Source organism: Halorarius litoreus (genome assembly GCF_024362405.1).
In the GTDB taxonomy this organism is placed as follows: Archaea; Halobacteriota; Halobacteria; order Halobacteriales; family Haloarculaceae; genus Halorarius; species Halorarius litoreus.
In genome coordinates, this window is the sequence record NZ_CP101454.1 from 981,982 (window position 1) to 1,003,347 (window position 21,366).

The window sequence follows — 21,366 nt, forward strand, 5'->3', positions numbered from 1 at the left end:
TCGACGCACGTTTTCTGCTCTCGTTCCTCATCACGACCATGACCGACACCTACACCGGCGCCGACGTGTTCGTCGACGCCCTCGAACGCTACGGCGTACAGCACGTCTTCGGCAACCCCGGGACGACCGAGCTCCCCCTGATGCACGCGCTGGAGGACAGCGACCTCTCGTACGTGCTCGGCCTCCACGAGGACGTGGCGGTCGGTGCCGCCGCCGGCTACGCGAGCACCCGCCGCTATCACGCGGACGACGACCCCGACGTGAATCCGGTGGGCGTCGCCAATCTCCACGTCACGCCCGGCCTCGCGCACGGGCTCGGCAACCTCTACGGCGCGATGGTGGCGGGCGCACCGCTGGTCGTCACGGCCGGCAACCACAGCCGCGACTTCCGTCACGAGGAGCCAATCCTCTCGGGTGACCTCGTCGAGATGGCCGCCCCGTTCACGAAGTGGAGCGACGAGGTGCTCGACGTCCGGGCGCTCCCGACGATGCTCCGCCGGGCGTTCCGGACCGCGCTCACACCGCCGACCGGGCCGGTGTTCCTCGCGCTCCCGCTCGACGTGATGCAGTCCGCTGCCGACCGCGGTCCGGAACGACTCGGGCCCATCCCGAAGCCGGGATGCGCCGCTCCCGAACAGGTCGTCCACGCGGCCGACTGCATCGCCGAAGCCGACGACCTCGCTATCGTCGTCGGCGACCACGTCGCGCGGGCCGGCCTCGCCGCTATCGAGGCAGCAGTCGACCTCGCCGAGGCCTCGGGCGCCCGAGTCCACGGCGAGATCCTCTCCGCCGAAGTCAGCTTCCCGGGTGACCACGACCAGTGGGTGTCGTTCGTCCCGTCCAGCGAGGCCCCCGCCCGTGAGGTGCTCGACGCGGACACGCTGGTGCTCGTCGGCTGTTCGACGAACACCACGCTGACCCGCAGAGAGCAGCCGCTGGTCGACGCCTCCACGACCTGCGTCCACGTCGGCGTCGATTCGTGGCAACTCGGGAAGAACGAGCGCGTCGACGCCGTCGTCTACGGCAACCTCGCGGCGAGCCTCTCGGAGCTCGCGAACTGTGTCGCAGCCGAGATACCGGAGACACGGCGCGAGCGCCGACTCGCTCGCGTCCGCAAGCGGCGAGCGGACGCGCACGTCGAGCCGCCGACGGGCGACCCCGACGACCTGCCCTCGAAGGGCCGGCTGGTCGAGGCGCTTCGGGAGGCGGCGCCCGACGCGTTCCTCGTCGACGAGGGCGTCACCTCGAAGTACGCGCTGCTCCAGCGGTGGCCGCTCACCCCCCAGCAGTTCCTCTCGAACAAGGGTGGGGGGTTGGGCTACGGTCTGCCCGCGAGCGTCGGCGCGGCGCTCGCGGAGTCGCTTCGCGACGACCCCCGTGACGTCGTCGGCTTCGTCGGCGACGGCTCGTATCTCTACTACCCGCACGCCCTCTACACCGCCGCGCGGTACGACCTCGATCTCACGGTCGTCGTCTCGGACAACCGCAACTACCGCATCCTGAAGGACAATATGCTGGCGCTTGAGGGTGGCGACGAGGCCGACTACGCATTCCTCGGCACGGACTTCGACCCGCCGGTGGACATCGCCGGGTCGGCCCGGGCACACGGCGCGACCGCCACACAGGTCGAGCGCGAGGGCGACCTCGCGGCGGCGCTCGACCGAGCGCTCGACGCCGACGGGCCGAGCGTACTCGACGTGCTGGTCCGGGACTGATTGATAGAACACGTTGTATTCAAGTTACGGATTGATACCGCCCTGGAACCCATCGAATTACAAAATTGGATTGAGGAGTGAGTAATCGATTTGTAATCCGAGGAAAAGACACCAAGCCCATATTTTCTTGCCTATACATTAATATCTTCGCACAAAAGTGCACATAACAGACAATATTTCGGAAATAGGATCAACCGACGTGAGACGCCCTCGATACACGCCCATATCCATTGATTTTCCAGTGTAGATAGCCCACTACGATTCGTGAACTCCCGGCAGGCAGACACGGTTACACCTCTCGTCTATCAGCAAATGTAGTACAAATAATTACGTCAGATCCCGGGAGCGATATCGCGGGCCAGTCCGAGTCGGTGGACCGGGGGTCGCTCGTGTCCACCTGGATGAGCGACTCGCGCTCGCGCATCTCGTCGAGCGAGAGGTGACAGGAGATGTGGTGGCCGGTGTCGCCGCGCTCGTCGAGGACGACTCGCGGCGCTGCGACCCCCAAAAATAACACACGTATGTCTGTTATCTCTGGAACGTGTAGTCAGTCGTTACCAGGTCGGCCTCGTAGTAGGCCGTCCGGAGGTCCGCGGCGTCGGTGTACTCGCGGTTCGGGATCGTGCGCTCGCGGACCGGGACGACGAACGGGTCGACGTCGAACGGGTACGGGTCGAGCGCGAGACTGGTGTCGTCGACGACCGACACGTCGAGGTCGGTCCACCCCGTCGTCGCGGGGACGGGACCGAGCGTCGTCGGCTCCAACTCGGGGTAGAGACAGCAGTGGAGCGCGAGTCGGTCCCACAGCTGGAGCAGACAGTAGCTCCGCCACAGCGGCGTGTCGCCGTCGAAGCTGCCGGTCTCGTGGAGGGTTTCGAGCATCGCGACGACCTCGTCGGTGACGTACTCGCCGTATCGTCCTCCTTGGAGGTCGGCGGCGAGTCGCCGCTGTCGGGCCTCTTCGCGGCCGACGAACCCCGCGTACTCGTCGCTCCGGTCGGGCATCGACGGGGCGGTGCCGTACCGCTGGCGGCGGACGCCCGCTCCGTGCATCGAGACGAGCAGCCCGACGTACGGGTCGAGTTCGACGGCCGTCTCGATACCCCGCTCGTAGAACGCCTCCCAGCTCGCGGTTGGCACCTCGAAGAGGTTGATGGGCGCGCCGTCAGCGAGATGCGGGTAGAGGTCCCACGTCCACCAGCCGTTGTCGTGGGTGTAGCCCGCCGCCCGCATCGCGGCGGTCGGTTGGGGAGCATCGAGTTCGTCACCGCCCCAGTGGTCGGCGAACCGCCCGGCCATCGTAGCGTGTTCGTTCTGTGCGACGATGCGGTAGTCGTCCTCGCGGGCCGCGACTAACATCCGCCGACACCCGTGTTCGCGATCATACGCTCCCCTCGACTGGCGACCGCTTGGCTCTTGTGCCGAGCGAGTCGGAAGAGCCGGAAGCACGAGAGAAAGAGCGACTAGAGGCGGGTCGGGGCGTACTCCAGATTGAGTTCGAGTTCGTTCGCCGAGCCGAGCAGGAGGTCGGGAATCTCCTCCTCCAGCCACTCGCCTTTCATGCGGTGGGTCGGCCCGGAGACGCTGAGCGCGCCGACGACCGAGCCGTCGGGGCCGAGCACGGGCGCGGCGACCGCCTGCAGTCCCTGGATACACTCCTCACGGTTGAACGCCACGCCACGCTCGCGAATCCGTTCGAGCTCGGCCGCGAGTGCCTCGCGATCGGTGACGGTATTCTCCGTCTCCGCCGGGAGCCCCCACCGGTCGATGATGGCGTCGACGCGCTCCTCGGGGAGGTGCGCGAGCATCGCCTTGCCTCCGGCGATGGTGTGGAGGTAGCGCCGGGTGCCCGTCGTGGAGTTCGTGCGGACGGCGTGCGCGCCCACCCCGCGGTAGAGGTAGATGGCGCGGCCGTGCTCCTCGGTCATGAACAGCGCGCGCTCCTCGGTCTCCTCGGCGAGCTGGTCGACGATGGGGCGAGCCATCGCGTAGACCGGGCTCCGCTCGCGGACGTACTCGCCGAGGCCGAGGAGCCGGAGCCCCAGATGGTACTCGTCGCCCTCCTTCACCACGTACTCGTGCGCCTCCAGCGTCGAGAGATGCCGGTGGACCGTGCTCTTCCCGATGTCGAGGTGGTCGGCCAGTTCAGTGACACGCGCGCCGTCGAGCTCACGGAGCCCCTCGACGACCGTGAGCAGCGTGACGGCCGATTTGACCGTGCCGGCCGAGGCGTTTGTGGAACCCATGTTAGAGAACACCACTCAACAGCAATGAATGTTCCGGAATGAAGAACGGCGCCAAATCGAGCCGACGCCCTCGTGGACCCCGTACGGTCGCAGCCACGGCTGTTTTGCAGGATTCCGGCCGTTCTGCAGGGAGGAACGAGGCAAACCCGAGGGGCGGTTTCAGCCGAGAACGCGGCAAACCCGGCTCGTTGTCTCGAGATTCAGCCCGGAAAACCGATGACTCATATATAAGATCCCGCGTCGCGGAACGAACGATTTGCTGTCACTTGCGGAGTGAACGGGCGGTAGACGGGACGGGAGACACGCCGCTTGCGACGGCCTCGTGAGACGAGGGTGTCGAGGGTCGTCATTCACGGGAATTGATACGACGGTCGGCGCCCCGAAACGACGACCCGGTACCCGCACAGAAAAGACGGACGCGACTCAGATGGGGCGGTCGATGTGCGTGCCGAACCCTTTCTCGCCGACGACCTCGCCCGCTTCGTAGGCGAGCTGGCCCCGGACGATCGTGTGCGTCGGCCAGCCGGTGACCTCGCGGCCGTCGTACGGGGAGTAGTCCGCCGCTCCCTGCAGGAGTTCGGGGGTGACGGTCTTCGTCTCGTCGAGGTCGACGACGAGCAGGTCCGCGTCGCTCCCCACGCGAATCGTCCCCTTCTTGGGGTAGAGGTTCCACGCCTGCGCCGTGTTCGTCGACGTGACCGCGACCGCGCGTTCGAGCGAGATTTTCCCCTCGTTGACACCCTCCGAGAGAATCAGCGGGAGCATCACGGGCGTGCTCGGGAAGCCGAGCGCGCTGTCACGGATGCCCTCGCCGAACTTCGTCTCCGAGACGTTGGCACAGTGGTCGGTGCCGATACACGAGATGGTGCCGTCGGCGAGCCGCTCCCAGAGCACGTCCTGGTCGTGCTGTGAGCGCACGGGCGGATTGACCTTCATCCGCTCGTCGCACTCCTCGGTCGTCAGACAGAGGTAGTGCGGGCAGGTCTCGCCCCAGTGGTTGTAGCCAGCCGCCCGGAGCGACGCGAGTTCGTCGGCGGTCGTCGCCGAGGAGATGTGGACGGCGTAGAAGCTGTCGTCGTAGCCGTGGACCTTCGCAAGCGACGCGCCCGCGACCATGCTCTGGGTCTCGGCGTAGCCGGGGAACTCCTCGACCATCACCTCGTACCCCTCGTCGGGGTCGGCCTCGGTGTCGTCGCTCTCGGAGGTGACGTAGACGTTGCCGCCGGCCAGCCCGTTCGTGATTTCGACGTTCTCGGAGTGGTAGCCGAGCGTCGTCGGCACGTCCTGGTCGACGAGCTTCTGGATGAACGCGTCGCCGTAATCGTCGAGCATGTCGCAGTCGACGCCGAACTTCTCCGAGGCGGCGTACTTGTAGTTCATGTACCACTTGAACGTCGTGATGCCGAGTTCGTTCACGAGGTACGGGATCTCCTCGATGTGCTCGAACGAGAGCAGGCCGAGCGAGAAGAAGTAGTCGTGGTAGTAGTTGGGCTCCGCCTCCTCGAAGTAGCCCGGCATGACGTCCTCGTAGGAGTCACCCCGCCGGAAGTAGTTCCCGATGGTCGTCACGCCGCCGACGAGGTCCGAGCGCGACTCGGTCTCGGCGTCCTCGTCGAGGCCGCGATAGATGCCGTGGTGCGTGTGCGGGTCGATGGCGCCCGGGAGGACGTACTTGCCCGAGGCGTCGATGACGTCGTCGCCGTCGAGCGAGCCGGGGCGCGCGATGGCCGAGATGACGCCGTCGTCCGCGGCCACGTCCGCCTCGAACGTGCCGTTCTCCACCGAGACGACCGTCCCGTTCTGGATGACGAGGTCGTGGCTCATTCTAACGCCCCCATCTCGTCGAGATACGTCTTCACTTCCTCGACCTCCAGCACCTCGGCGTACTTCATCCAGAGGTCGAGCAGGCCGATCTTGTGCGAGGCCTCGATGCGGTCGAAGATGCACTCCTGCGGGAGGACGACGTTGAACCCGTTCGACTGGGCGTCGACGGCGGTCGCGCGGACACAGCCGCTCGTCGAGTTGCCGACGATGACGATGGTGTCGATGTCCGCGCGGATGAGCCGCGAGACGAGGTCCGTCCCGTAGAACGCGCTCGCGTACGACTTGTCGATAACCGTGTCGTCCGCCTCGGGGGCGACCGGGTCGACGATGGCCAAGTCGGGATGCTCGGGGTCGTCGTAGCTCGACGGGACCACCCGCGTGTAGGTGATGGGGATGTCGTTCTCGCGGGCGAAGTCGAGGAACGGTGCCATGTGGTCGATGGCCCGCCACGCGATTTCGCCCATCGCCGTTCGATAGGTCTCGACCGCATCGAGGATGGGCTCGTCCTCGCCGACGATGAGCTGCTGCATGTCGATGACCAGTACCATCGGGTTCTCGCCGAGTCCACGCGACTCCCACGAGGAGGCACCCTCCTTGTCGTAGCCGGCTTTCGTGATGACCTGCTTGTCCTGCTCGGAGAGCAGGTCCTCCCAGATTCGCTCAGTCATGTGTGATAATCACAACCGAACTCGGATGGGAGTCAGTATAAAATTTCGTGCCGTCCACCCCACCCGTGCGATACGTTTACAACCACCGAACGCGCCGAGAGAGACATGAGCGAGTCCGAGCAACCGACGCTCAGTGACGACAGACAGGAGGTCCTCGACGCGGGGGACGTGACGTGGGACGTGGAGACGGACGTCCTCGTCGCCGGCGCCGGCGGGACGGGGCTCGTCGCGGCGCTCGCGGCCTGTGAGAACCCGGACCTGACGGTGACCGTCGTGGAGAAGGCGCCCGAGCCGGGCGGCAACACCGCGCTGTCGACCGGGATGATTCCCGCCGCGGGAACGCGGCTCCAGCAGGAGAAGGGCATCGAGGAGACGCCCGCGGACATGGCCCGGGACATCCTCGAGAAGAACCACTACGAGGCCGACGAGGAGATGGTCCACCACCTCGCCCGCGAGAGCGCGAACCTCATCCACTGGCTCGTCGACGACTGGGACGTCACCCTCCACCTCGTGGACGACTTCAAATACCCCAAACACTCGGAGTTCCGAATGCACGCGCCGGCGGGAAACAACGGGGCGAACCTCGTCACCGAACTCGTCGACCTGCTGGAGGCGCAGCCGAACGTCGAACTGCTCACGAACGTCCCGGTCACGAAGCTCGTCGCCGACGACGGCGTCGTCGTCGGGGTGGTCGCCGGCGACCGCCGGGAGGAGTACATCGGAACGAAGAAGGTGATTCTCGCGACCGACGGCTTCGGCGGCAACCGGCGGATGATTCGCGAGTACTGCGACGAGGAGATCGAGGAGGCGCTCTACTTCGGTTCCGACGGGAACACGGGTGACGGCATCCGGTTCGGCGCGGACCTCGGCGGCGAGCTCGCGTACATGGACTCCTATCAGGGCCACGCGACCGTCGCGCGCGACACCGGCGCGCTGTCGACGTACGCCATCGTGATGAACGGCGGTATCCTCGTCAACGAGGACGGCGAGCGGTTCGGCGACGAGTCGGCGGGCTACTCGGAGTTCGCCGTCGACGTGCTCCGCCAGCCGGGCGGCGTCGCCTACGAACTGTTCGACGAGCGCATCTTCGAGAAACTGGAGGGCCAGTTCGACGACTTCGACGAGGCCGTCAAACTCGGCGCGTACACCAGAGCCGACACGGTCGCCGACCTCTGTGCGGTGTTCGACATCGAGACGGAGGCGACCGAGCAGGCAGTCGAGGCGTACAACGCCGCCGTCGAGGCCGGCGAGCCCGACGATGTCGGGCGCGTCGATGGGGCCCACACCCTCTCGCCACCGTACTACGGGACGCGGGTGACGGGCGCGCTGTTCCACACGCAGGGCGGGCTGGTGGTCGACGAACACGCGCGCGTCCTCCGCGCGGACGACAGCGTCGTCGAGAACCTGTACGCGGGCGGTGGGGTAGCCAACGGCGTGAGCGGCCACGGCGCCGGCGGCTACTTGTCTGGAAACGGGCTCACCGCGGCACTCGGCTTCGGGCGGCTGGCGGGCATCCATGCCCGCGAGTCGCTCTCGCAGTAGTATCGGTCTCAGTCGGTCGGCAGCCGCAGGACGAACACCAGCGCGACGCCCGCCGACACCGCGAGCAGGAGGAACGCCTCGTCGAACAGTCCGGCGTCGGCGAGCGCGCCGATGCCCGCGGGGGCCGTCGCCGCGAGCAGGAGGTACGCCGTCCGGATGAGGCCGAATCCGGAGCCCTGCACGGCGGTAGGGAGGAGCGTGATTGCGTGGGCGTTCACGACCGGCCAGAAGCCGAGCTGGACGCCCAGCAGCACTGTAAGCGGGACGAGCACGAGCAGGCCGTCCGCGAGCGTGAGCACGACCAGCGCACCGGTGGTCGTGACGACGCAGCCGACGAGCGCGACCCGGGTGCCGATGCGGTCGCTCGCCGTCCCCATGAGCGGCTGTATCACCACGCCGGTCGCGAAGAACAGTCCGAAGAGGAGCGCGGCCGTCCCGTTCGAGAGTCCCTTCTCGGTCACGAGATACGTCGGATAGAAGCTCGTGAACCCCTGGTAGACGACCGACATCGCGAGCATCACCGCGAAGACGAGCAGCGGACCGGGACGGAGGATGCCGCCGAGCATCGACCGGAACGACCGCTCCGCGTCGGGGACTGCGGCCGAACTGGTTCGCCGCGGCACGGTGAGCCAGAGCCCAGCGACGACGGCAGCGAAGGGGAGGGCCGCGAAGCCGATGCCGCCGCGCCAGCCGAGCGCCGTGGCCGCGAGCAGCCCCGCGACGACCGGAAGCGCCGCGGTGCCGACGTTGCCCGCCGCCTGACTCACGCCGATTGCGGTGGCCGCGGCTCGCGGGTAGACGTCCGAGAGGACGGTCATCCGGGGCGTCGAGTAGAGGCCAGTGCCGACGCCGAACACCACCGTTCCCGCGACGAAGACACGGAGGTCGGGCGCGACGGCCGCCAGCACGAGCCCGCCCGTAGCGACGGCTGCACTGGCGGCGAGGATGGCCCGCTCGCCGAACCTGTCGCCGAGGACGCCGCCGGGAAACTGCGAGACAGCGTAGGCGACCCACAGCGCGGTCAGCACCAGCCCCGCGGTGGTCAAATCGAGCGCGAGCGCCGCCCGGACCTGCGGCAACAGCGCGGGAAACACGACCCGGGTGCCGATGGCGAACAGCCAGCCGACGGTGACGACGACGAACAGCCAGCCACGGCCGTCGCCCCGGAGCTGGCCGACCGTCGCTGCGACGCCGCGACGGAGCGAGCCGCGGCTGCTCACCGAGACCCCTCGAAGCCGACCATCTCAGACCGGGCGGTCGACGTGCGTTCCGTAGCCCTTCTCACCCGTGACCTCGCCCTCCTCGAAGACGACCCGCCCGCGGACGATCGTGTGCGTCGGCCAGCCCGTCACCTCCATCCCCTCGTAGATGGAGTAGTCCGAGCCGGCTTGCAAGAGGTCGGCAGTGACCGTCTTCGTCTCGTCGAGATCGACGACCGCGAGGTCCGCGTCGCTCCCCATGCGAATCGTCCCCTTCTTCGGGTAGAGCTTCCACGCCTTCGCGGTGTTCGTCGAAGTGACAGCCACGGCGCGTTCCAGCGAGATACGACCCTCGTTGACCCCTTCCGAGAGAATCAGCGGCAACATCGTCTGCGTGCCCGAGAACGCCAGTCCCGTCTCCCAGAGGTCGTCGCCCAGCTTCTCGTCGAGCGTGTTGGGGACGTGGTCGGTGCCGATACACGAGAGCGTGCCGTCGGCAAGCCGCTTCCAGAGCGTCTCGCGGTCCGACGCGTCGCGCATCGGCGGCGTCACCTTCATCCGCGCGTCACACTCGTCCGCGGTGTAGACGAGATACTGCGGGCAGGTCTCGCCGGTGATGTCGTAGCCGGCGTGCCGGAGGGCGGCGATCTCGTCCGCGGTCCCGCCCGACGAGATGTGGACGGTGTAGAAGTGCTGGTCGTAGTCGTGGAGTTTGGCCAGGGCCGCAGCCGACACCATGCTCTGGGTCTCGGCGTAGCCGGGGTAGCGCTCGCGGAAGGCATGGTAGTCGGCGTCGGGGTCGCCCGGTTCGAGAATCGACTGTGTTATCTCGGTGTTCTCGGCGTGGTAGCCGAGCGTCGTCGGGGCGTCGACGCCGGCGAGCGCCTGAATCATCCCGTCGCCGACCGCGTCGTCCAGGTCGTTGTCGAGCCCGAACTTCGACCGGGTGAGGAACTTGTAGAGCGCGTACCACTTGAACGTCGTAATCCCCAGTTGGTCGACGATGTCGGGAATCTCGGCGACGTGGTCGGGTGAGAGGATACCCAGCGTGTAGAAGTAGTCGTGGTAGCTGTTGGCCTCGCTCTGCTCGAAGTAGCCGGCCATGATGTCGGTGTACTTCCCGGGGCGGCGGAAGATGTTCCCGACCGTCGTGACGCCGCCGACGAGGTCGCCGTGCGTCTCGGTCTCGTGGTCGAGTTCGTAGTCACGGAACAGCCCGTAGTGGACGTGCGGGTCGATGGCGCCCGGGAGGACGTACTTCCCCGCGGCGTCGACGACCTCGTCGCCGTCGAGCGAGTTCGGGCGGGCGATAGCCGAGATGACGCCGTCGTCCGCGGCCACGTCCGCCCGGAAGGTGCCGTGTTCGACCGACACGACCGTCCCGTTCTGCACAACGAGGTCGTGGCTCACGCCGCCACCTCCGCGAGGTAGGCCCGAACCTCGTCGGTAGCCCAGACGTGCCCGTACCGCTCGTCGATGTCGAGCAGGGCGACCGCCGTCGAGGCCTGCACCCGGTCGAAGACGCACTCGCGGGGCGTGACGACGGCGAACCCCAACTGGGCGGCGTCGAGCGCGGTGGAGCGAACACAGCCGCTCGCCGAGCAGCCGAGGACGACCACGGTGTCCACCCCCCGACGAATCAGCCGCGAGGCGAGGTCCGTCCCGTAGAACGCACTCGAGTACGACTTGTCGAGCACGAGGTCGTCCTCGCTGCGGTCGAGCCCGTCCACGAGGTCGATGTCCTCGGGCCCGAGCCCGCTCTTCGCGCCGGGGATGACCCGGGTGTAGACGACCGGCACGTCGGCGTCGTGGGCCGCCTCGAGGAGAGGTTCGATGTGCTCCAGCGCCCGGTACGCCACCGCACCCATCGAGGTCCGGTAGCCCGCGACCGACTGCTCGATGGGGACGTCGTCGCCAAACAGGTGGCGCTGGAGGTCGATGGCCAGGACGACCGGGACGTCACCCGGCTCACGCCGAGGGGTGAGCCCCGGCAGTGGTTTCTCGGCTGTCGCCGCGAGTGCCTCGCGGTCACTCGCGGCGAGGAACGCTCGCTCGTGCATGTGAACTAATCACACGAACGTTGCCACGAGGCGGTAATAAGCGTATCTGCGCGTCAGTCGACCCCGATGGCGTCCGCGCGGGCGAGGAGTCGGCGGTAGCGCTCGACGAGCGCCTCGTCGAGGAACACGCCCTCGTGGACGAACGCCCCTCTGTCAGAAGCCTCGTACGCGGCGACGTGTGCGCGGGCGGCGGCCACGACCTCGGGGTCGGGCGTGAACACCTCGTTGACGACCGCGACCTGTGCCGGGTGGATGACCGACTGGCCGACGAAGCCGACTTCGGCGGCGCGTTCGGCCACCCGCCTGAGCGCGTCGGTGTCCTGGACGTCCGGGAACACCGACGAGATAGGCTGGAGCCCGCCGATGGCCGCGAAGCCGACGACGCGGTGGTTGAGGAACTCGCGAACCCGCTCGGAGGTGGGCTCGCCGCCGGTCGCCCGCGCGTAGTCACCGACGCCGAAGGAGAGCCCGGTCACCTCTTCGAGTCGTGCTGCCATCTCGGTGATGGCGCGACCCGCGAACACCCCCTCGGGCGATTCGAGCAGGAGCACCACCTCGGGTGGGGAGTCGGTCAACTCCCGGAGCCGCGCGACCGCGGTCTCGACCTCTCTGGCGGTTTCGACCATCGGGAGCGTCACGGTGTCGACGCCGGCGTCGACGGCCGCCTCCAGGTCCGCCTCCCAGTAGTCGGTCTGGAGGCCGTTGATACGTGTGGAGAGTTCGGTCTCGCCGAAGTCGGCGGTCTCGCGCAGCACTCGGAGATGCTCGCGGGCCTGTGGCTTGTCCTCGGGTCGAACCGCGTCTTCGAGGTCGACGGTGACCGCGTCCGCGCCCGCGTCGGCGGCCTTCGCCATCATCTCGGGCGAGTCACCGGGAGTGTAGAGGAACGACCGCCGGAGCCGCCTAACCAAGCCGCACCACCCCTCTCGCTTCGAGGGCGTGAACGTCCGCCTCCGACAGGCCCGCTCGCTCGGTGAGGACGGCCATCGTGTCCGCGCCGAGGTCCCGGCCCGCGTGCGCGATGTCGCCGGGCGTCCCCGACAGGTGGGGGACGACGCCGGGCATGACGAGGTTCTCGTACTCCTCGTCGGCCACCTGTTCGAGCGCCTCGCGCTCCCAGAAGTAGTCGTCCGCGAAGATGTCCGCGGTGTTGTAGACGGGACCGATGGCCGCCTCGTGTTCCTCGAAGATTCGAAGCACCTCCTCGCGGTCGCGTTCGGCCATCCAGTCGGCGATGATGGCGTCGAGTTCGTCGCCGTGGTCGAGCCGTTTCGAGGCGGTGGCAAAGCGTGGGTCCTCGGCGAGTTCGTCGCCGCCCACCGCCCGGAGGATGCGTTTCGCGACGCTCTCGGCGCTCCCCGAGATGGCGACCCAGCGGCCGTCCTTCGTCTCGTAGGTGTTTCGGGGCGCCGAGTACGAACTCCGGTTGCCGGTGCGGGTCTTGACGGTGCCGTTGACGCTGTAGTCGATGGTGAGTCGGCCCATGATGGAGAACAGCGGCTCGACCAGGCTGGTGTCGATGACCTGCCCCTCGCCGCCGTGCACGTCGCGGTGGTAGAGCGCGAACATCGCGGCCCACGTCGAGTAACAGGCGGCGACGGCGTCCGCGAGCCCCAGCGACGGGAGCGTCGGCGGCTTGTCCGGAAAGCCCGTCACCTCGGCGAACCCGCTCATCGCCTCTGCCAGCGTCCCGAACCCCGGTCGCTCGCTGTAGCGACCGGTCTGCCCGAAGCCGCTCGTACGGACGAAGACGAGTCCCGGGTTCACCTCGCGGAGCGTCTCCCAGCCGAGACCCCACCGCTCCATCGTCCCGGGTCGGAACCCCTCGATGACGACGTCGGCGTCCGCGACGAGGTTCTTGAACGTCTCCGCGCCGTCCGGGTCGCTCAGGCTCAGCGCGACGCTCTGCTTGTTCCGGCCGAGCCACTTCCACGAGAGCGCCTGCCCCTCCTGACCGAAGTTCCGGATGGAGTCGCCGAACTCGGGGTGTTCGATCTTGATGACGTCCGCGCCGAAGTCGGCCATGAACGTCGCGGCCATCGGTCCGGCGATGAGTGTCGCGCAGTCTATCACCGTGAGCCCGGAGAGCGGCCTGTCAGCCATCACGCCCCCTTTTTTCCCCGACGAGATAAGTGGTTCGTCCCGTAGCACCACCCCACACACGCAACAACGCTTTTGCCACCACACCGCGCAGCAACCCCCACGTATGTCAGCTACCCCCACGCCACGCGAGGTGGCCGAGGAGTTCTTCGCCCGCATGGAAGACGAGCGCCGCGAGACCGTCGGCGAGCTGTTCGCCGACGACGCCGTCATCGTCCTCCCCGGGGCACGGTTCGAGGGTCCGGACGCCGCGAGCGAGTTCCTCGCGCATCTCGCACCCCGCTACGAGTGGGCCGCCAAGGAGTTCGACCGGTGGATCGAAACGGACGAGGAAGTCGTGAGCATCGGGACGCTCTACGGCGTCGACAACGACGGCGAGGAGTTCTCGGGGGTTCGCTACGTCGACGTCTACGAGGTCGCAGACGGCCTGATTCAGCGTGTCGACATCTGGAACGACCTCGCGGCCGACGGAGTCGTATGAGCCGCACGGGCGTACTGTTCGCGCTCACCGACGACCTCGACCTCGTTCGCGACGCCGAGTCCTTCGGGTACGAGAGCGTCTGGTCCGCCGAGGGACAGGGGAAGACGGCGTTCGGGAAGCTCGAGCGGTGGGCGACGGCGACGGAGAACATCCAGCTCGCCACGGGCATCGTGAACGTCTTCTCACGCACGCCTGCCGCCCTCGCACAGGCCACGGCGACACTCGACGACCACTCGAACGGCCGGGCGATTCTCGGGCTGGGCGTGGCCCACCCGGGCGTCGTCGAGGACTTTCACGGCGCCGAGTTCGACCGCCCGCTCCGGCGACTCCACGAGTACGTCGAACTCGTCCGGCGCTATCTCAGGGGAGAGGCGTCGTCGTTCGACGGGGAGTTCTTCTCGCCCGAACGCACGAGTTTCTGGGAGGCGTTCGAACCGGTTCGCGCGGAGGTCCCCATCTACAACGCGGCGCTCGGCCCGGCGAACGTTCGGCTGACGGGGCAGGTCGCGGACGGTTGGCTGCCCAATCTGTTCCCGATGGACGGCTTCGACGAGGCGCTGGGGTGGCTCGAAACCGGCGCTGAGCGCGTCGGCCGCTCGCTCGACGACGTGGACGTGGCGATGTACGTCCTCACCGTCCCCGACGCGGACCCCGAGGCCGCTCGTCGGCGCGCGGCCGAACACATCGCGTACTACATCCGCGACATCCCCGGCTACTATGACCGCCCCGCCGAGAAGGCCGGCTTTGCCGACGAGGTCGCCGCCGTGAAAGCGGCCAGTTCGACCCCCGAAGGCGCGGCCGAAATCAGCGACGCCTTCGTCGACACGCTGGCCGTCGCGGGCACGCCCGACGACTGCCGCGACCGCATCGACCAGCTCCGCGCGGCGGGCGTCGACCTCCCCATCGTCCGCGCCCCGACGGGCGCGAGCCGCGAGCTCGAACGGCGCGTCCTCGAGACGTTCGCCCCCGAGCCATGACCGAGCTGCGCTGTCTCTCGCTGAACGGACTGATGCACGGCAACGGCTTCCCGACCGAGTCGCTCGAAACGGGCCTCGACCGCGACCCCCACTTCGTCGGCGTCGACGCCGGCTCCACTGATGGGGGGCCGCACTTCCTGGGGTCCGGTGAGAACATGCACTCCTCGCGCCGGGCCGTGAAGGAGGTGTATCGAGTGCTCCTCACGCGCTGTCTCGACGCCGACGTCCCCCTGCTCGTTGGGTCGGCTGCGACCGCCGGTGCCGACGTGCACGTCGAGTGGACGGTCGACCTCGTCGAGGAGATTGCTGACGAAGAGGGCCTCGACTTCGAACTGGGCGTCGTCTGGAGCGAGCAGTCGCCCGCCGACCTCCACGACGCCATCGACGCCGGGCGCGTCGACCCGCTCGACGAGTCGCCCGAGCTGGACGCGGTGACCGTCGAATCGAGTGAGCGAGTGGTGGCGATGGCCGGACCCGAGGTGTTCGTCGAGGCGCTCGACCGCGGCGCGGACGTCGTCATCGCGGGCCGGTGTTCGGACGTAGCGATCTACAAGGCGATGGCGCTCCGCGAGGGCTGTCACGAGGGACTGGCGACGCACCTCGCGAAGACCATCGAGTGCGGCGCGCTCATCGCCACGCCTCGCGGGGGTGACTGCATCCTCGGCACCCTCTCGGACCACGAGTTCACCGTGACGCCGACGAACCCCACAAACGCACGGACCCGCTCACCGTCGCCTCGCACCTGCTGTACGAGACGGCCGACCCGACCCGGTTCGTCGAACCCCGAGGAATCCTCGACACCAGCGAGGCGAACTACGAGGCGGTCGACGAGCGGACCGTCCGGGTCACGGGCTCGCGGTTCGACCCCGCCGAGGAGTACACGGTGAAACTCGAAGGGGCTCGACTGGTCGGCCACCGGGGCGTCGCGGCCGCCGGGATTCGTGACCCCACCGCGATTCGGGAACTCGACGACCTGCTCGCCACGGCCCGAAGAACGACCGAGGCGAAGGCCGAGCGCCTGGGTGTCGAGACGTTCTCGCTCGACGTGTGCGTCTACGGACGCGACGGCGTCATGGGCCAGCGCGAGCCCACACCCGACCCCAGCCACGAGGTCGGCCTGTTCGTCGAGGCCATTGGCCCCGATACCGAGACGGTCGACGACCTCCTCGAGGAGTTCACGTACACGCTGTTCGTCAGCGACTTCCCCGGGAGACAGACGACGGCCGGCAACGCCGCGTTTCCGACCTCACCGGCGCACGCACCCGTGGGGCCGGCCTACGAGTTCTCGGTGTGGCATCGACTTCGGGTCGACGCGCCGCTCGACCCGTTCCGCATCGAGGTCTGCACCGTGGAGGGGTCGCGATGAGACTCGGCGACCTCGCCGACGTGGTCCGGAGCAAGAACGCCGGCATCCACTACATCACCGTCGACGTGATGTTCCGCGACCGTGCGACGTTCGAGGCGGTCCGCGACGCGGGCGTGCTCTCGGCGGCGACGGTCGCCGACCGCTACGGCCTCGCCACCGAGGACGTTCGGTTCTTCGTCTACGAGCCGGGTCTCGCGTTCAAGGCGACGCTCCCCCGCGAGCACGTCGCCGGGAGTCCCGGCGACCCGGACCTCTACGGCGCCCAGCAGCACGCCCCACTGCTCGACGTCGAGGTGCCCGTCGAGGAGGCGCCCGCTGGCACGGACTCCACCGACCCGTAGCCTTTTGTCGACTGCCGGCAGATAGCGACCATGTCAGCGAGTACCGTGGACCTCGTCGTCCGCAACGCCCGGGTCGTCACGCCCGCGGGAACCATCCACGGGGGCGTCGCCTGCGACGACGGCGTCATCGTCGCCGTGGGGGCGGATTCGACGCTCCCCGAGGGCGAGACCGACATCGACGCTGGGGGGAACTTCTGCCTGCCCGGCCTCATCGACCCGCACGTCCACCTCGGGCGCCGCGACTTGGGCTACCCCGAGCAACTGAAAATCGACTTCGAGACGGAGACGCGCGGCGCGATTTTCGGTGGTGTCACCACCCTGTTCAACTTCGTCGAGCAGGAAGGTCACTACGTCCCGGACCTCGACACCTTCCGCGAGCTGGGCGAGGCGAACTCGTACGCCGATTTCGGCTTCCACATGGTGATGAGCCACGCCCACCACATCGACGAGATCCCCGACCTCGCCGCGGCGGGGGTCACCTCGTTCAAGATGTTCTACAACATGTACAAGTACACAGATATCGACATCGAGCCCTGCGAGGCCGACCGCGTCTACCGGGTGCTCTCGCAGGTGTCGGAGATTCCGGGTGCTGTGGGTATGTTCCACGCGGAGAACGCCGAGTTGCAGAAGGAGTGTGAGCGCGAGGCTCGTGAATCGGGCGGCTACGACCTGCGGGCGTGGGCCGACGCGTCTCCACCCGAAGCCGAGGCGATGCAGATCGACCAGATCGGTCACCTCACCCGGTTCACGGACGCCGACAGCTACGTCGTCCACATTTCGAGCGAGGAGGGCGTCGCGGCGGCTGAACGCTGGCAGGAGCAGGGTGTCCGGGTGAGCGGCGAGACGCTGGTGACGTTCCTCGCGAACACCGTCGAGGACGACCTCGGCGTCTGGGGAAAGGTGTCGCCACCCCTCCGCGAACCCCACCATCAGGAGGCGCTGTGGGCCGCCATCCGGCGAGGCGTCATCGACCACGTCGGCACCGACCACATCGCCACGAGCGTCGAGGAACACGAGCTGGGCGAGGGCCAGCACGGCCCGCACTTCTGGGACGCTCCACCAGGAATCCAGCCGGGGATGGAGTTCCTCCTCCCGATGATGCTCACCGAGGGCTACAACGAGAACCGCATCACGATGGAGCGGCTGGTGGAGGTATGCGCCACGAACAACGCGAAGCGCTTCGGCGTCTACCCGCAGAAAGGCGTCATCGCCGAGGGCTCGGACGCCGACCTCGTCGTCGTCGACACCGACGCCACGGCGACGATAGACGACGACTTCTTCCACACCCGCGAGCCGCGGTGGTCGTCGGTCCACGGCCGCGAGGTACGGGGACTCGCGACCCACACCGTCGTCGGCGGGGAACTGGCCGTCCGTGAGGGCGAACTCCTCGTCGAGAAGGGCGGCGGGTCGTTCCTCGCGCGGTGAGTACGGGACGACGACCCGACCGCAACGGTAAGGTACTCCGCCGTGTGACAGGCACGCATGCCTGAACGACCGTGGGATAGCCTGCTGTCCGACCGTGACCGGGAGGTCATCGAGGCGGCCGGCTACGACGAGAAGGGCGCGTCGAACTGGAACACTCGCGGCGTGGGCGATAGCCCGATGCTCCTGATAATCGACGTCCAGCGCGTCACGGTCGGCGCGGACGTTCCCATCACCGAGGCCGTCGAGGAGTCGCGCATCGCGATGGGCGAGGTGGCCCACAGCGCGCTCGAACACATCGTCCCGTTCGTCGAGTTCGTCCGCGACCAGGAGATTCCCGTGACGCACACACGGGTCGTCCCGCCACCGTACGGCCCGGACGACCCCGAGGTGCAAATCGTGGACGCGCTCGCCCCCCGCGAGGGCGAAGCCGTGGTCGACAAGCGGTACGCGAGCGCGTTCTTCGGGACCGACCTCGTCTCGCGGCTGATTCGCGCGAACGTGGACACGCTCGTCGTCGTCGGGGACACCACGAGCGGCTGTCTCCGCGCCACCGTGGTCGACGCCCAGCAGTTCGGGTTCAAGGTCGTCGTCCCCGAGGAGTGCGTCTTCGACCGGATCGACCTCTCGCACCGGGCGAGTCTGCTGGACATGTGGATGAAGTACGCCACCGTGCGCCCGACCAGCGAGGTCCGCGAGCTGCTCGCGGACGGCTGACCGGCGCGGGAAACCGTTATCTCGCCGCCCGTGAACTAGCACTCATGACAGGCGGCACCATGGCCCAGCAGATACTGGCGTCGCACACCGAGGCGACGTCGGTCTCGCCGGGCGAACACGTCACCGTCGAGCCCGACTGGGTGCTCGCACACGACCTCTCGACGTATCCCGTGAAGGGCCGAATGGCCGAACTCGGCTACGAGCGGGTCGCACACCCCGAGAACGTCGTCATCGTCTTCGACCACCACGTCCCCTCCGCGAACGAGGTCATCTCCGACCACATGAACGAGGTGGAGGCGTGGGTCCGCGCGCAGGGCATCGAGAACTTCTACCCCGCAGGGTCGGGCATCTGCCACAACGTCCTCGTCGAGGAGGGGTACTCGCTGCCAGGGACGCTCATTCTCGGCGCCGACTCCCACACGACCAGCCACGGCGCGTACGGCGCGTACGGCACCGGCATCGGCCACACCGACTGTGGGGAGGTGCTCGGCTCTGGGAAGCTGTGGCTGCGCGTCCCCGAGACGAAGAAACTCGTCGTCGACAACACCTTGCCAGAGGGAGTGAGCGCGAAGGACCTCGGGCTCGTCTTCATGCGGGAACTGACCGCGAAGGGTGCCATCTACGACGCCATCGAGTACCACGGCGAGGGGATCGAGGCGCTGGCGATGTACGAGCGACGGACGCTCTCGAACCTCGCGGTCGAACTCGGGGCCGTCACCGGAATGGTCCCCCCTGACGAAACGACCGAAGCGTATCTGGAGGGCCGGGCGCGCAAGGAGTACGAACCGGTCACACCGACCGACGACGCCCAGTACGCCGCCGAAATCCACTTCGACGCCACCGAGGTCGAACCGTTGCTGGCGAAACCCTCACGCGTCGACAACATCGGAACCGTGACCGAGAGCGCCGGAACCCACGTCGACCAGGTGTTCGTCGGGAGCTGTAACAACAGCTCCTACGAGGACCTCGTGGCGTTCGCCAGTCTGCTGGAGGGTGAACAGGTCGCCGCCGGCACCGACCTCGTCGTCGTCCCCGGGAGCAAGCGGGCGCTCCTCCGACTCAACGAAGAAGGGCTGTCGAACGCCATCATCGAGGCCGGTGGCATCATCTCGCCGCCGGGCTGTGGCCCCTGTTTCGGCGCACACGGTGGCATTCTCGGGGAGGGAGACGTCTGTCTCGGGACGATGAACCGCAACTTCCCCGGGCGGATGGGACCCGGTGAAATCTACATCGGAAGCCCGGAGACGGCAGCCGCGACGGCCATCTACGGCGAGATCACGGACCCGCGAGAGGTGCGCTGATGGAGCGGACCGGGCGCGTCCACGTCCTCCCCGAAGACGTCGATACGGACCAGATCATCCCGGGCGAGTACCTGACCACCGTCCCCGACGACGAACTCGGCGAGTACGCCCTCCGGGGGTACGACCCCGAGTTCGCCGAGCGGGTTCAGGCGGGAGACATCATCGTCGCGGGCGGGAACTTCGGGCTCGGCTCCTCGCGAGAGTCCGCGCCCGTCGCCCTCAAGAACGCGGGCATCGGCGCCGTCGTCGCCGAGTCGTTTGCCCGCATCTTCTACCGGAACGCCGTCAACGTCGGCCTCCCCATCGCCGTCGTCCCGGGCATCACCGACCACGTCTCGGCGGGGGACACCGTGCGCGTGGACGTGGCCGCCGGCGAGGTCGAGAACGTCACCACTGGGGAGACGTTCACGTTCACGCCGCTCCCACCCGACCTGCTCGAAATCCTCGACGCCGGCGGACTGGTCGCGCTCCGGCAGCGACAGCGTACCGAGTAGTCAGTCCAGTGTCTCGTAGCGCTCGGCGTACGCCTGCTCGCGCTCGTCGGCCGCCTGTTCGTACGCCATCCACTCGGGGAGCAGCGTGATGTCGTCACGCTCGCCCCACTCGACCATCTCATCCAGGACCGAGGCCTGACTCCCCTCCGAAACGACGGTCTCGTACACGTGCCGAATCGTGTAGAGTGCGGCCTTGAACGCGTCGGAAGGGTAGATGGCGACGTCGTAGCCGGCATCCGAGAGTTCCTCGCTGGAGAGCGGGGGTGTCTTCCCCTTCGCAGCCATGTTCGCGAGGTGTGGGCCCTCGACCGCCGAGGTCACCTCACGCATCGTCTCGACGTCGGTGGGGGCCTCGACGAACAGCACGTCCGCACCCGCCTCCTTGTAGAGTCGGGCGCGGCGGATGGCCTCCTCGACGCCGTGGACCGCGAGCGCGTCGGTGCGAGCGATGACGAGGAACTCGTCGCTCTCGCGAGCCTCGGTGGCGGCCTCGACCTTCGCGGCGAACTCCGGGGCTTCGACCACGCGCTTCCCCTCGAAGTGGCCGCACTTCTTCGGGAAGTCCTGGTCCTCCAGCTGGATGGCCGAGACGCCCGCGCGCTCGTACTCCTGGACCGTGCGTCGGACGTTCAGCGCGTTGCCGTAGCCGGTGTCGCCGTCCGCGACGAGCGGCACGTCGATGGCGCCCGCCATCTGCCGGGCGCGCCGCGCCATCTCGGTCATCGTCGTGAGGCCGATGTCGGGGCCGCCGTGCGTCGAGGAGGAGACACAGGAACCGGACATGTAGACGGCTTCCGCGCCCGCCTGCTCGGCCATCCGCGCGGTGAGGGCGTCCCACGCGCCGTGGATCATCAGCAGCTCGTCGTCCGCGATACGGTCTGCGAGTCGCATGGCTCCCCTGCGAGGTGCGGCT

21 protein-coding genes and 1 pseudogene are annotated in these 21,366 nt (G+C 67.9%); 11 read left to right on the top strand and 11 right to left on the bottom strand.

The window, feature by feature from the left end:
• Positions 1–38 precede the first annotated feature (38 nt).
• A complete protein-coding gene (locus tag NL126_RS04880; protein WP_255197796.1) occupies positions 39–1,715 on the top strand; it encodes a thiamine pyrophosphate-binding protein in 1,677 nt (558 codons plus the stop codon).
• Positions 1,716–2,004: 289 nt separating this feature from the next.
• On the opposite strand, the gene NL126_RS04885 is transcribed toward NL126_RS04880, so the two are convergent.
• The 5 genes from NL126_RS04885 to NL126_RS04905 all read right to left on the bottom strand — a co-directional run bounded on the left by NL126_RS04885 (position 2,005) and on the right by NL126_RS04905 (position 6,453).
• Complete coding sequence (locus NL126_RS04885) at positions 2,005–2,223, bottom strand: hypothetical protein (protein ID WP_255197797.1); 219 nt, start codon at positions 2,221–2,223, stop codon at positions 2,005–2,007.
• 20 nt (positions 2,224–2,243) lie between these two features.
• Positions 2,244–3,074: a DUF3891 family protein gene (locus tag NL126_RS04890; protein ID WP_255197798.1), complete on the bottom strand. Its 831-nt coding sequence runs from the start codon at positions 3,072–3,074 to the stop codon at positions 2,244–2,246.
• A 104-nt stretch (positions 3,075–3,178) separates the two neighbouring features.
• A complete protein-coding gene (locus tag NL126_RS04895; RefSeq protein WP_255197799.1) occupies positions 3,179–3,961 on the bottom strand; it encodes an IclR family transcriptional regulator in 783 nt (260 codons plus the stop codon).
• A 423-nt stretch (positions 3,962–4,384) separates the two neighbouring features.
• On the bottom strand, positions 4,385–5,785 hold the full coding sequence (locus tag NL126_RS04900) for a dihydroorotase (protein WP_255197800.1): 1,401 nt from the start codon (positions 5,783–5,785) through the stop codon (positions 4,385–4,387).
• The gene (locus NL126_RS04905; RefSeq protein WP_255197801.1) at positions 5,782–6,453 is read right to left on the bottom strand and encodes an isochorismatase family protein; all 672 of its coding nucleotides are present in this window, start codon (positions 6,451–6,453) and stop codon (positions 5,782–5,784) included. Before NL126_RS04905 ends, NL126_RS04900 begins: the two co-directional genes overlap by 4 nt.
• 105 nt (positions 6,454–6,558) lie before the next feature.
• Between NL126_RS04905 and NL126_RS04910 the strand changes: the two genes are divergently transcribed.
• Positions 6,559–7,995: an FAD-dependent oxidoreductase gene (locus NL126_RS04910; protein ID WP_255197802.1), complete on the top strand. Its 1,437-nt coding sequence runs from the start codon at positions 6,559–6,561 to the stop codon at positions 7,993–7,995.
• A gap of 8 nt (positions 7,996–8,003) precedes the next feature.
• Here the strand turns inward: NL126_RS04910 and NL126_RS04915 are convergent, their stop codons facing one another.
• Genes NL126_RS04915 through NL126_RS04935 form a run of 5 tightly spaced genes read right to left on the bottom strand, consistent with a single transcriptional unit; the run spans position 8,004 to position 13,357 of the window.
• The gene (locus NL126_RS04915) at positions 8,004–9,215 is read right to left on the bottom strand and encodes an MFS transporter (protein ID WP_255197803.1); all 1,212 of its coding nucleotides are present in this window, start codon (positions 9,213–9,215) and stop codon (positions 8,004–8,006) included.
• Positions 9,216–9,239: 24 nt separating this feature from the next.
• On the bottom strand, positions 9,240–10,604 hold the full coding sequence (locus NL126_RS04920; RefSeq protein ID WP_255197804.1) for a dihydroorotase: 1,365 nt from the start codon (positions 10,602–10,604) through the stop codon (positions 9,240–9,242).
• Complete coding sequence (locus NL126_RS04925; RefSeq protein WP_255197805.1) at positions 10,601–11,254, bottom strand: isochorismatase family protein; 654 nt, start codon at positions 11,252–11,254, stop codon at positions 10,601–10,603. Before NL126_RS04925 ends, NL126_RS04920 begins: the two co-directional genes overlap by 4 nt.
• 53 nt (positions 11,255–11,307) lie before the next feature.
• Positions 11,308–12,165, bottom strand: a complete 858-nt coding sequence (locus tag NL126_RS04930) for an HpcH/HpaI aldolase/citrate lyase family protein (RefSeq protein WP_255197806.1) — start codon at positions 12,163–12,165, stop codon at positions 11,308–11,310.
• Positions 12,158–13,357 carry a CaiB/BaiF CoA transferase family protein gene (locus tag NL126_RS04935; RefSeq protein ID WP_255197807.1) on the bottom strand — a complete coding sequence of 400 codons (1,200 nt, stop codon included), beginning with the start codon at positions 13,355–13,357 and terminating at the stop codon, positions 12,158–12,160. Before NL126_RS04935 ends, NL126_RS04930 begins: the two co-directional genes overlap by 8 nt.
• Positions 13,358–13,460: 103 nt before the next feature.
• Between NL126_RS04935 and NL126_RS04940 the strand changes: the two genes are divergently transcribed.
• From NL126_RS04940 to NL126_RS04980, 9 genes and pseudogenes are all read left to right on the top strand, one after another.
• The gene (locus NL126_RS04940) at positions 13,461–13,835 is read left to right on the top strand and encodes a nuclear transport factor 2 family protein (RefSeq protein WP_255197808.1); all 375 of its coding nucleotides are present in this window, start codon (positions 13,461–13,463) and stop codon (positions 13,833–13,835) included.
• Positions 13,832–14,812 (top strand): LLM class flavin-dependent oxidoreductase, encoded by a 981-nt coding sequence (locus NL126_RS04945; protein ID WP_255197809.1) that lies wholly within the window; start codon positions 13,832–13,834, stop codon positions 14,810–14,812. Before NL126_RS04940 ends, NL126_RS04945 begins: the two co-directional genes overlap by 4 nt.
• Positions 14,813–14,967: 155 nt before the next feature.
• Positions 14,968–15,423 (top strand): annotated as a pseudogene (locus NL126_RS04950) (acyclic terpene utilization AtuA family protein); the annotation flags it as partial.
• 134 nt (positions 15,424–15,557) lie between these two features.
• On the top strand, positions 15,558–16,178 hold the full coding sequence (locus NL126_RS04955) for an acyclic terpene utilization AtuA family protein (protein WP_255198893.1): 621 nt from the start codon (positions 15,558–15,560) through the stop codon (positions 16,176–16,178).
• Entirely contained in the window at positions 16,175–16,519 is a 345-nt protein-coding gene (locus NL126_RS04960) for a DUF4387 domain-containing protein (RefSeq protein WP_255197810.1), read from the top strand. Before NL126_RS04955 ends, NL126_RS04960 begins: the two co-directional genes overlap by 4 nt.
• A gap of 30 nt (positions 16,520–16,549) precedes the next feature.
• Positions 16,550–17,944 carry a dihydroorotase gene (locus NL126_RS04965; protein ID WP_255197811.1) on the top strand — a complete coding sequence of 465 codons (1,395 nt, stop codon included), beginning with the start codon at positions 16,550–16,552 and terminating at the stop codon, positions 17,942–17,944.
• Positions 17,945–18,001: 57 nt separating this feature from the next.
• Positions 18,002–18,658 carry an isochorismatase family protein gene (locus NL126_RS04970; RefSeq protein WP_255197812.1) on the top strand — a complete coding sequence of 219 codons (657 nt, stop codon included), beginning with the start codon at positions 18,002–18,004 and terminating at the stop codon, positions 18,656–18,658.
• 44 nt (positions 18,659–18,702) lie between these two features.
• Positions 18,703–19,959 carry a 3-isopropylmalate dehydratase large subunit gene (locus NL126_RS04975; RefSeq protein WP_255197813.1) on the top strand — a complete coding sequence of 419 codons (1,257 nt, stop codon included), beginning with the start codon at positions 18,703–18,705 and terminating at the stop codon, positions 19,957–19,959.
• Positions 19,959–20,453 (top strand): 3-isopropylmalate dehydratase small subunit, encoded by a 495-nt coding sequence (locus NL126_RS04980; protein ID WP_255197814.1) that lies wholly within the window; start codon positions 19,959–19,961, stop codon positions 20,451–20,453. The genes NL126_RS04975 and NL126_RS04980 overlap by 1 nt, the downstream gene beginning before the upstream one ends.
• Here NL126_RS04980 and NL126_RS04985 read toward each other — a convergent pair whose 3' ends face one another.
• Positions 20,454–21,344, bottom strand: coding sequence for an isocitrate lyase/PEP mutase family protein (locus NL126_RS04985; protein ID WP_255197815.1), 891 nt, complete (start codon positions 21,342–21,344; stop codon positions 20,454–20,456). It lies immediately after the preceding gene.
• Positions 21,345–21,366: the final 22 nt, after the last annotated feature.

Excerpts from the sequence above, each read along its gene's own strand:
- NL126_RS04880 (WP_255197796.1), top strand. The coding sequence starts at position 39 with ATGACCGACACCTACACCGGCGCCGACGTGTTCGTCGACGCCCTCGAA.
- NL126_RS04890 (WP_255197798.1), bottom strand. The coding sequence starts at position 3,074 with ATGTTAGTCGCGGCCCGCGAGGACGACTACCGCATCGTCGCACAGAAC.
- NL126_RS04895 (WP_255197799.1), bottom strand. The coding sequence starts at position 3,961 with ATGGGTTCCACAAACGCCTCGGCCGGCACGGTCAAATCGGCCGTCACG.
- NL126_RS04900 (WP_255197800.1), bottom strand. The coding sequence starts at position 5,785 with ATGAGCCACGACCTCGTCATCCAGAACGGGACGGTCGTCTCGGTGGAG.
- NL126_RS04905 (WP_255197801.1), bottom strand. The coding sequence starts at position 6,453 with ATGACTGAGCGAATCTGGGAGGACCTGCTCTCCGAGCAGGACAAGCAG.
- NL126_RS04910 (WP_255197802.1), top strand. The coding sequence starts at position 6,559 with ATGAGCGAGTCCGAGCAACCGACGCTCAGTGACGACAGACAGGAGGTC.
- NL126_RS04925 (WP_255197805.1), bottom strand. The coding sequence starts at position 11,254 with ATGCACGAGCGAGCGTTCCTCGCCGCGAGTGACCGCGAGGCACTCGCG.
- NL126_RS04935 (WP_255197807.1), bottom strand. The coding sequence starts at position 13,357 with ATGGCTGACAGGCCGCTCTCCGGGCTCACGGTGATAGACTGCGCGACA.
- NL126_RS04940 (WP_255197808.1), top strand. The coding sequence starts at position 13,461 with ATGTCAGCTACCCCCACGCCACGCGAGGTGGCCGAGGAGTTCTTCGCC.
- NL126_RS04945 (WP_255197809.1), top strand. The coding sequence starts at position 13,832 with ATGAGCCGCACGGGCGTACTGTTCGCGCTCACCGACGACCTCGACCTC.
- NL126_RS04960 (WP_255197810.1), top strand. The coding sequence starts at position 16,175 with ATGAGACTCGGCGACCTCGCCGACGTGGTCCGGAGCAAGAACGCCGGC.
- NL126_RS04965 (WP_255197811.1), top strand. The coding sequence starts at position 16,550 with ATGTCAGCGAGTACCGTGGACCTCGTCGTCCGCAACGCCCGGGTCGTC.
- NL126_RS04970 (WP_255197812.1), top strand. The coding sequence starts at position 18,002 with ATGCCTGAACGACCGTGGGATAGCCTGCTGTCCGACCGTGACCGGGAG.
- NL126_RS04975 (WP_255197813.1), top strand. The coding sequence starts at position 18,703 with ATGACAGGCGGCACCATGGCCCAGCAGATACTGGCGTCGCACACCGAG.
- NL126_RS04980 (WP_255197814.1), top strand. The coding sequence starts at position 19,959 with ATGGAGCGGACCGGGCGCGTCCACGTCCTCCCCGAAGACGTCGATACG.
- NL126_RS04985 (WP_255197815.1), bottom strand. The coding sequence starts at position 21,344 with ATGCGACTCGCAGACCGTATCGCGGACGACGAGCTGCTGATGATCCAC.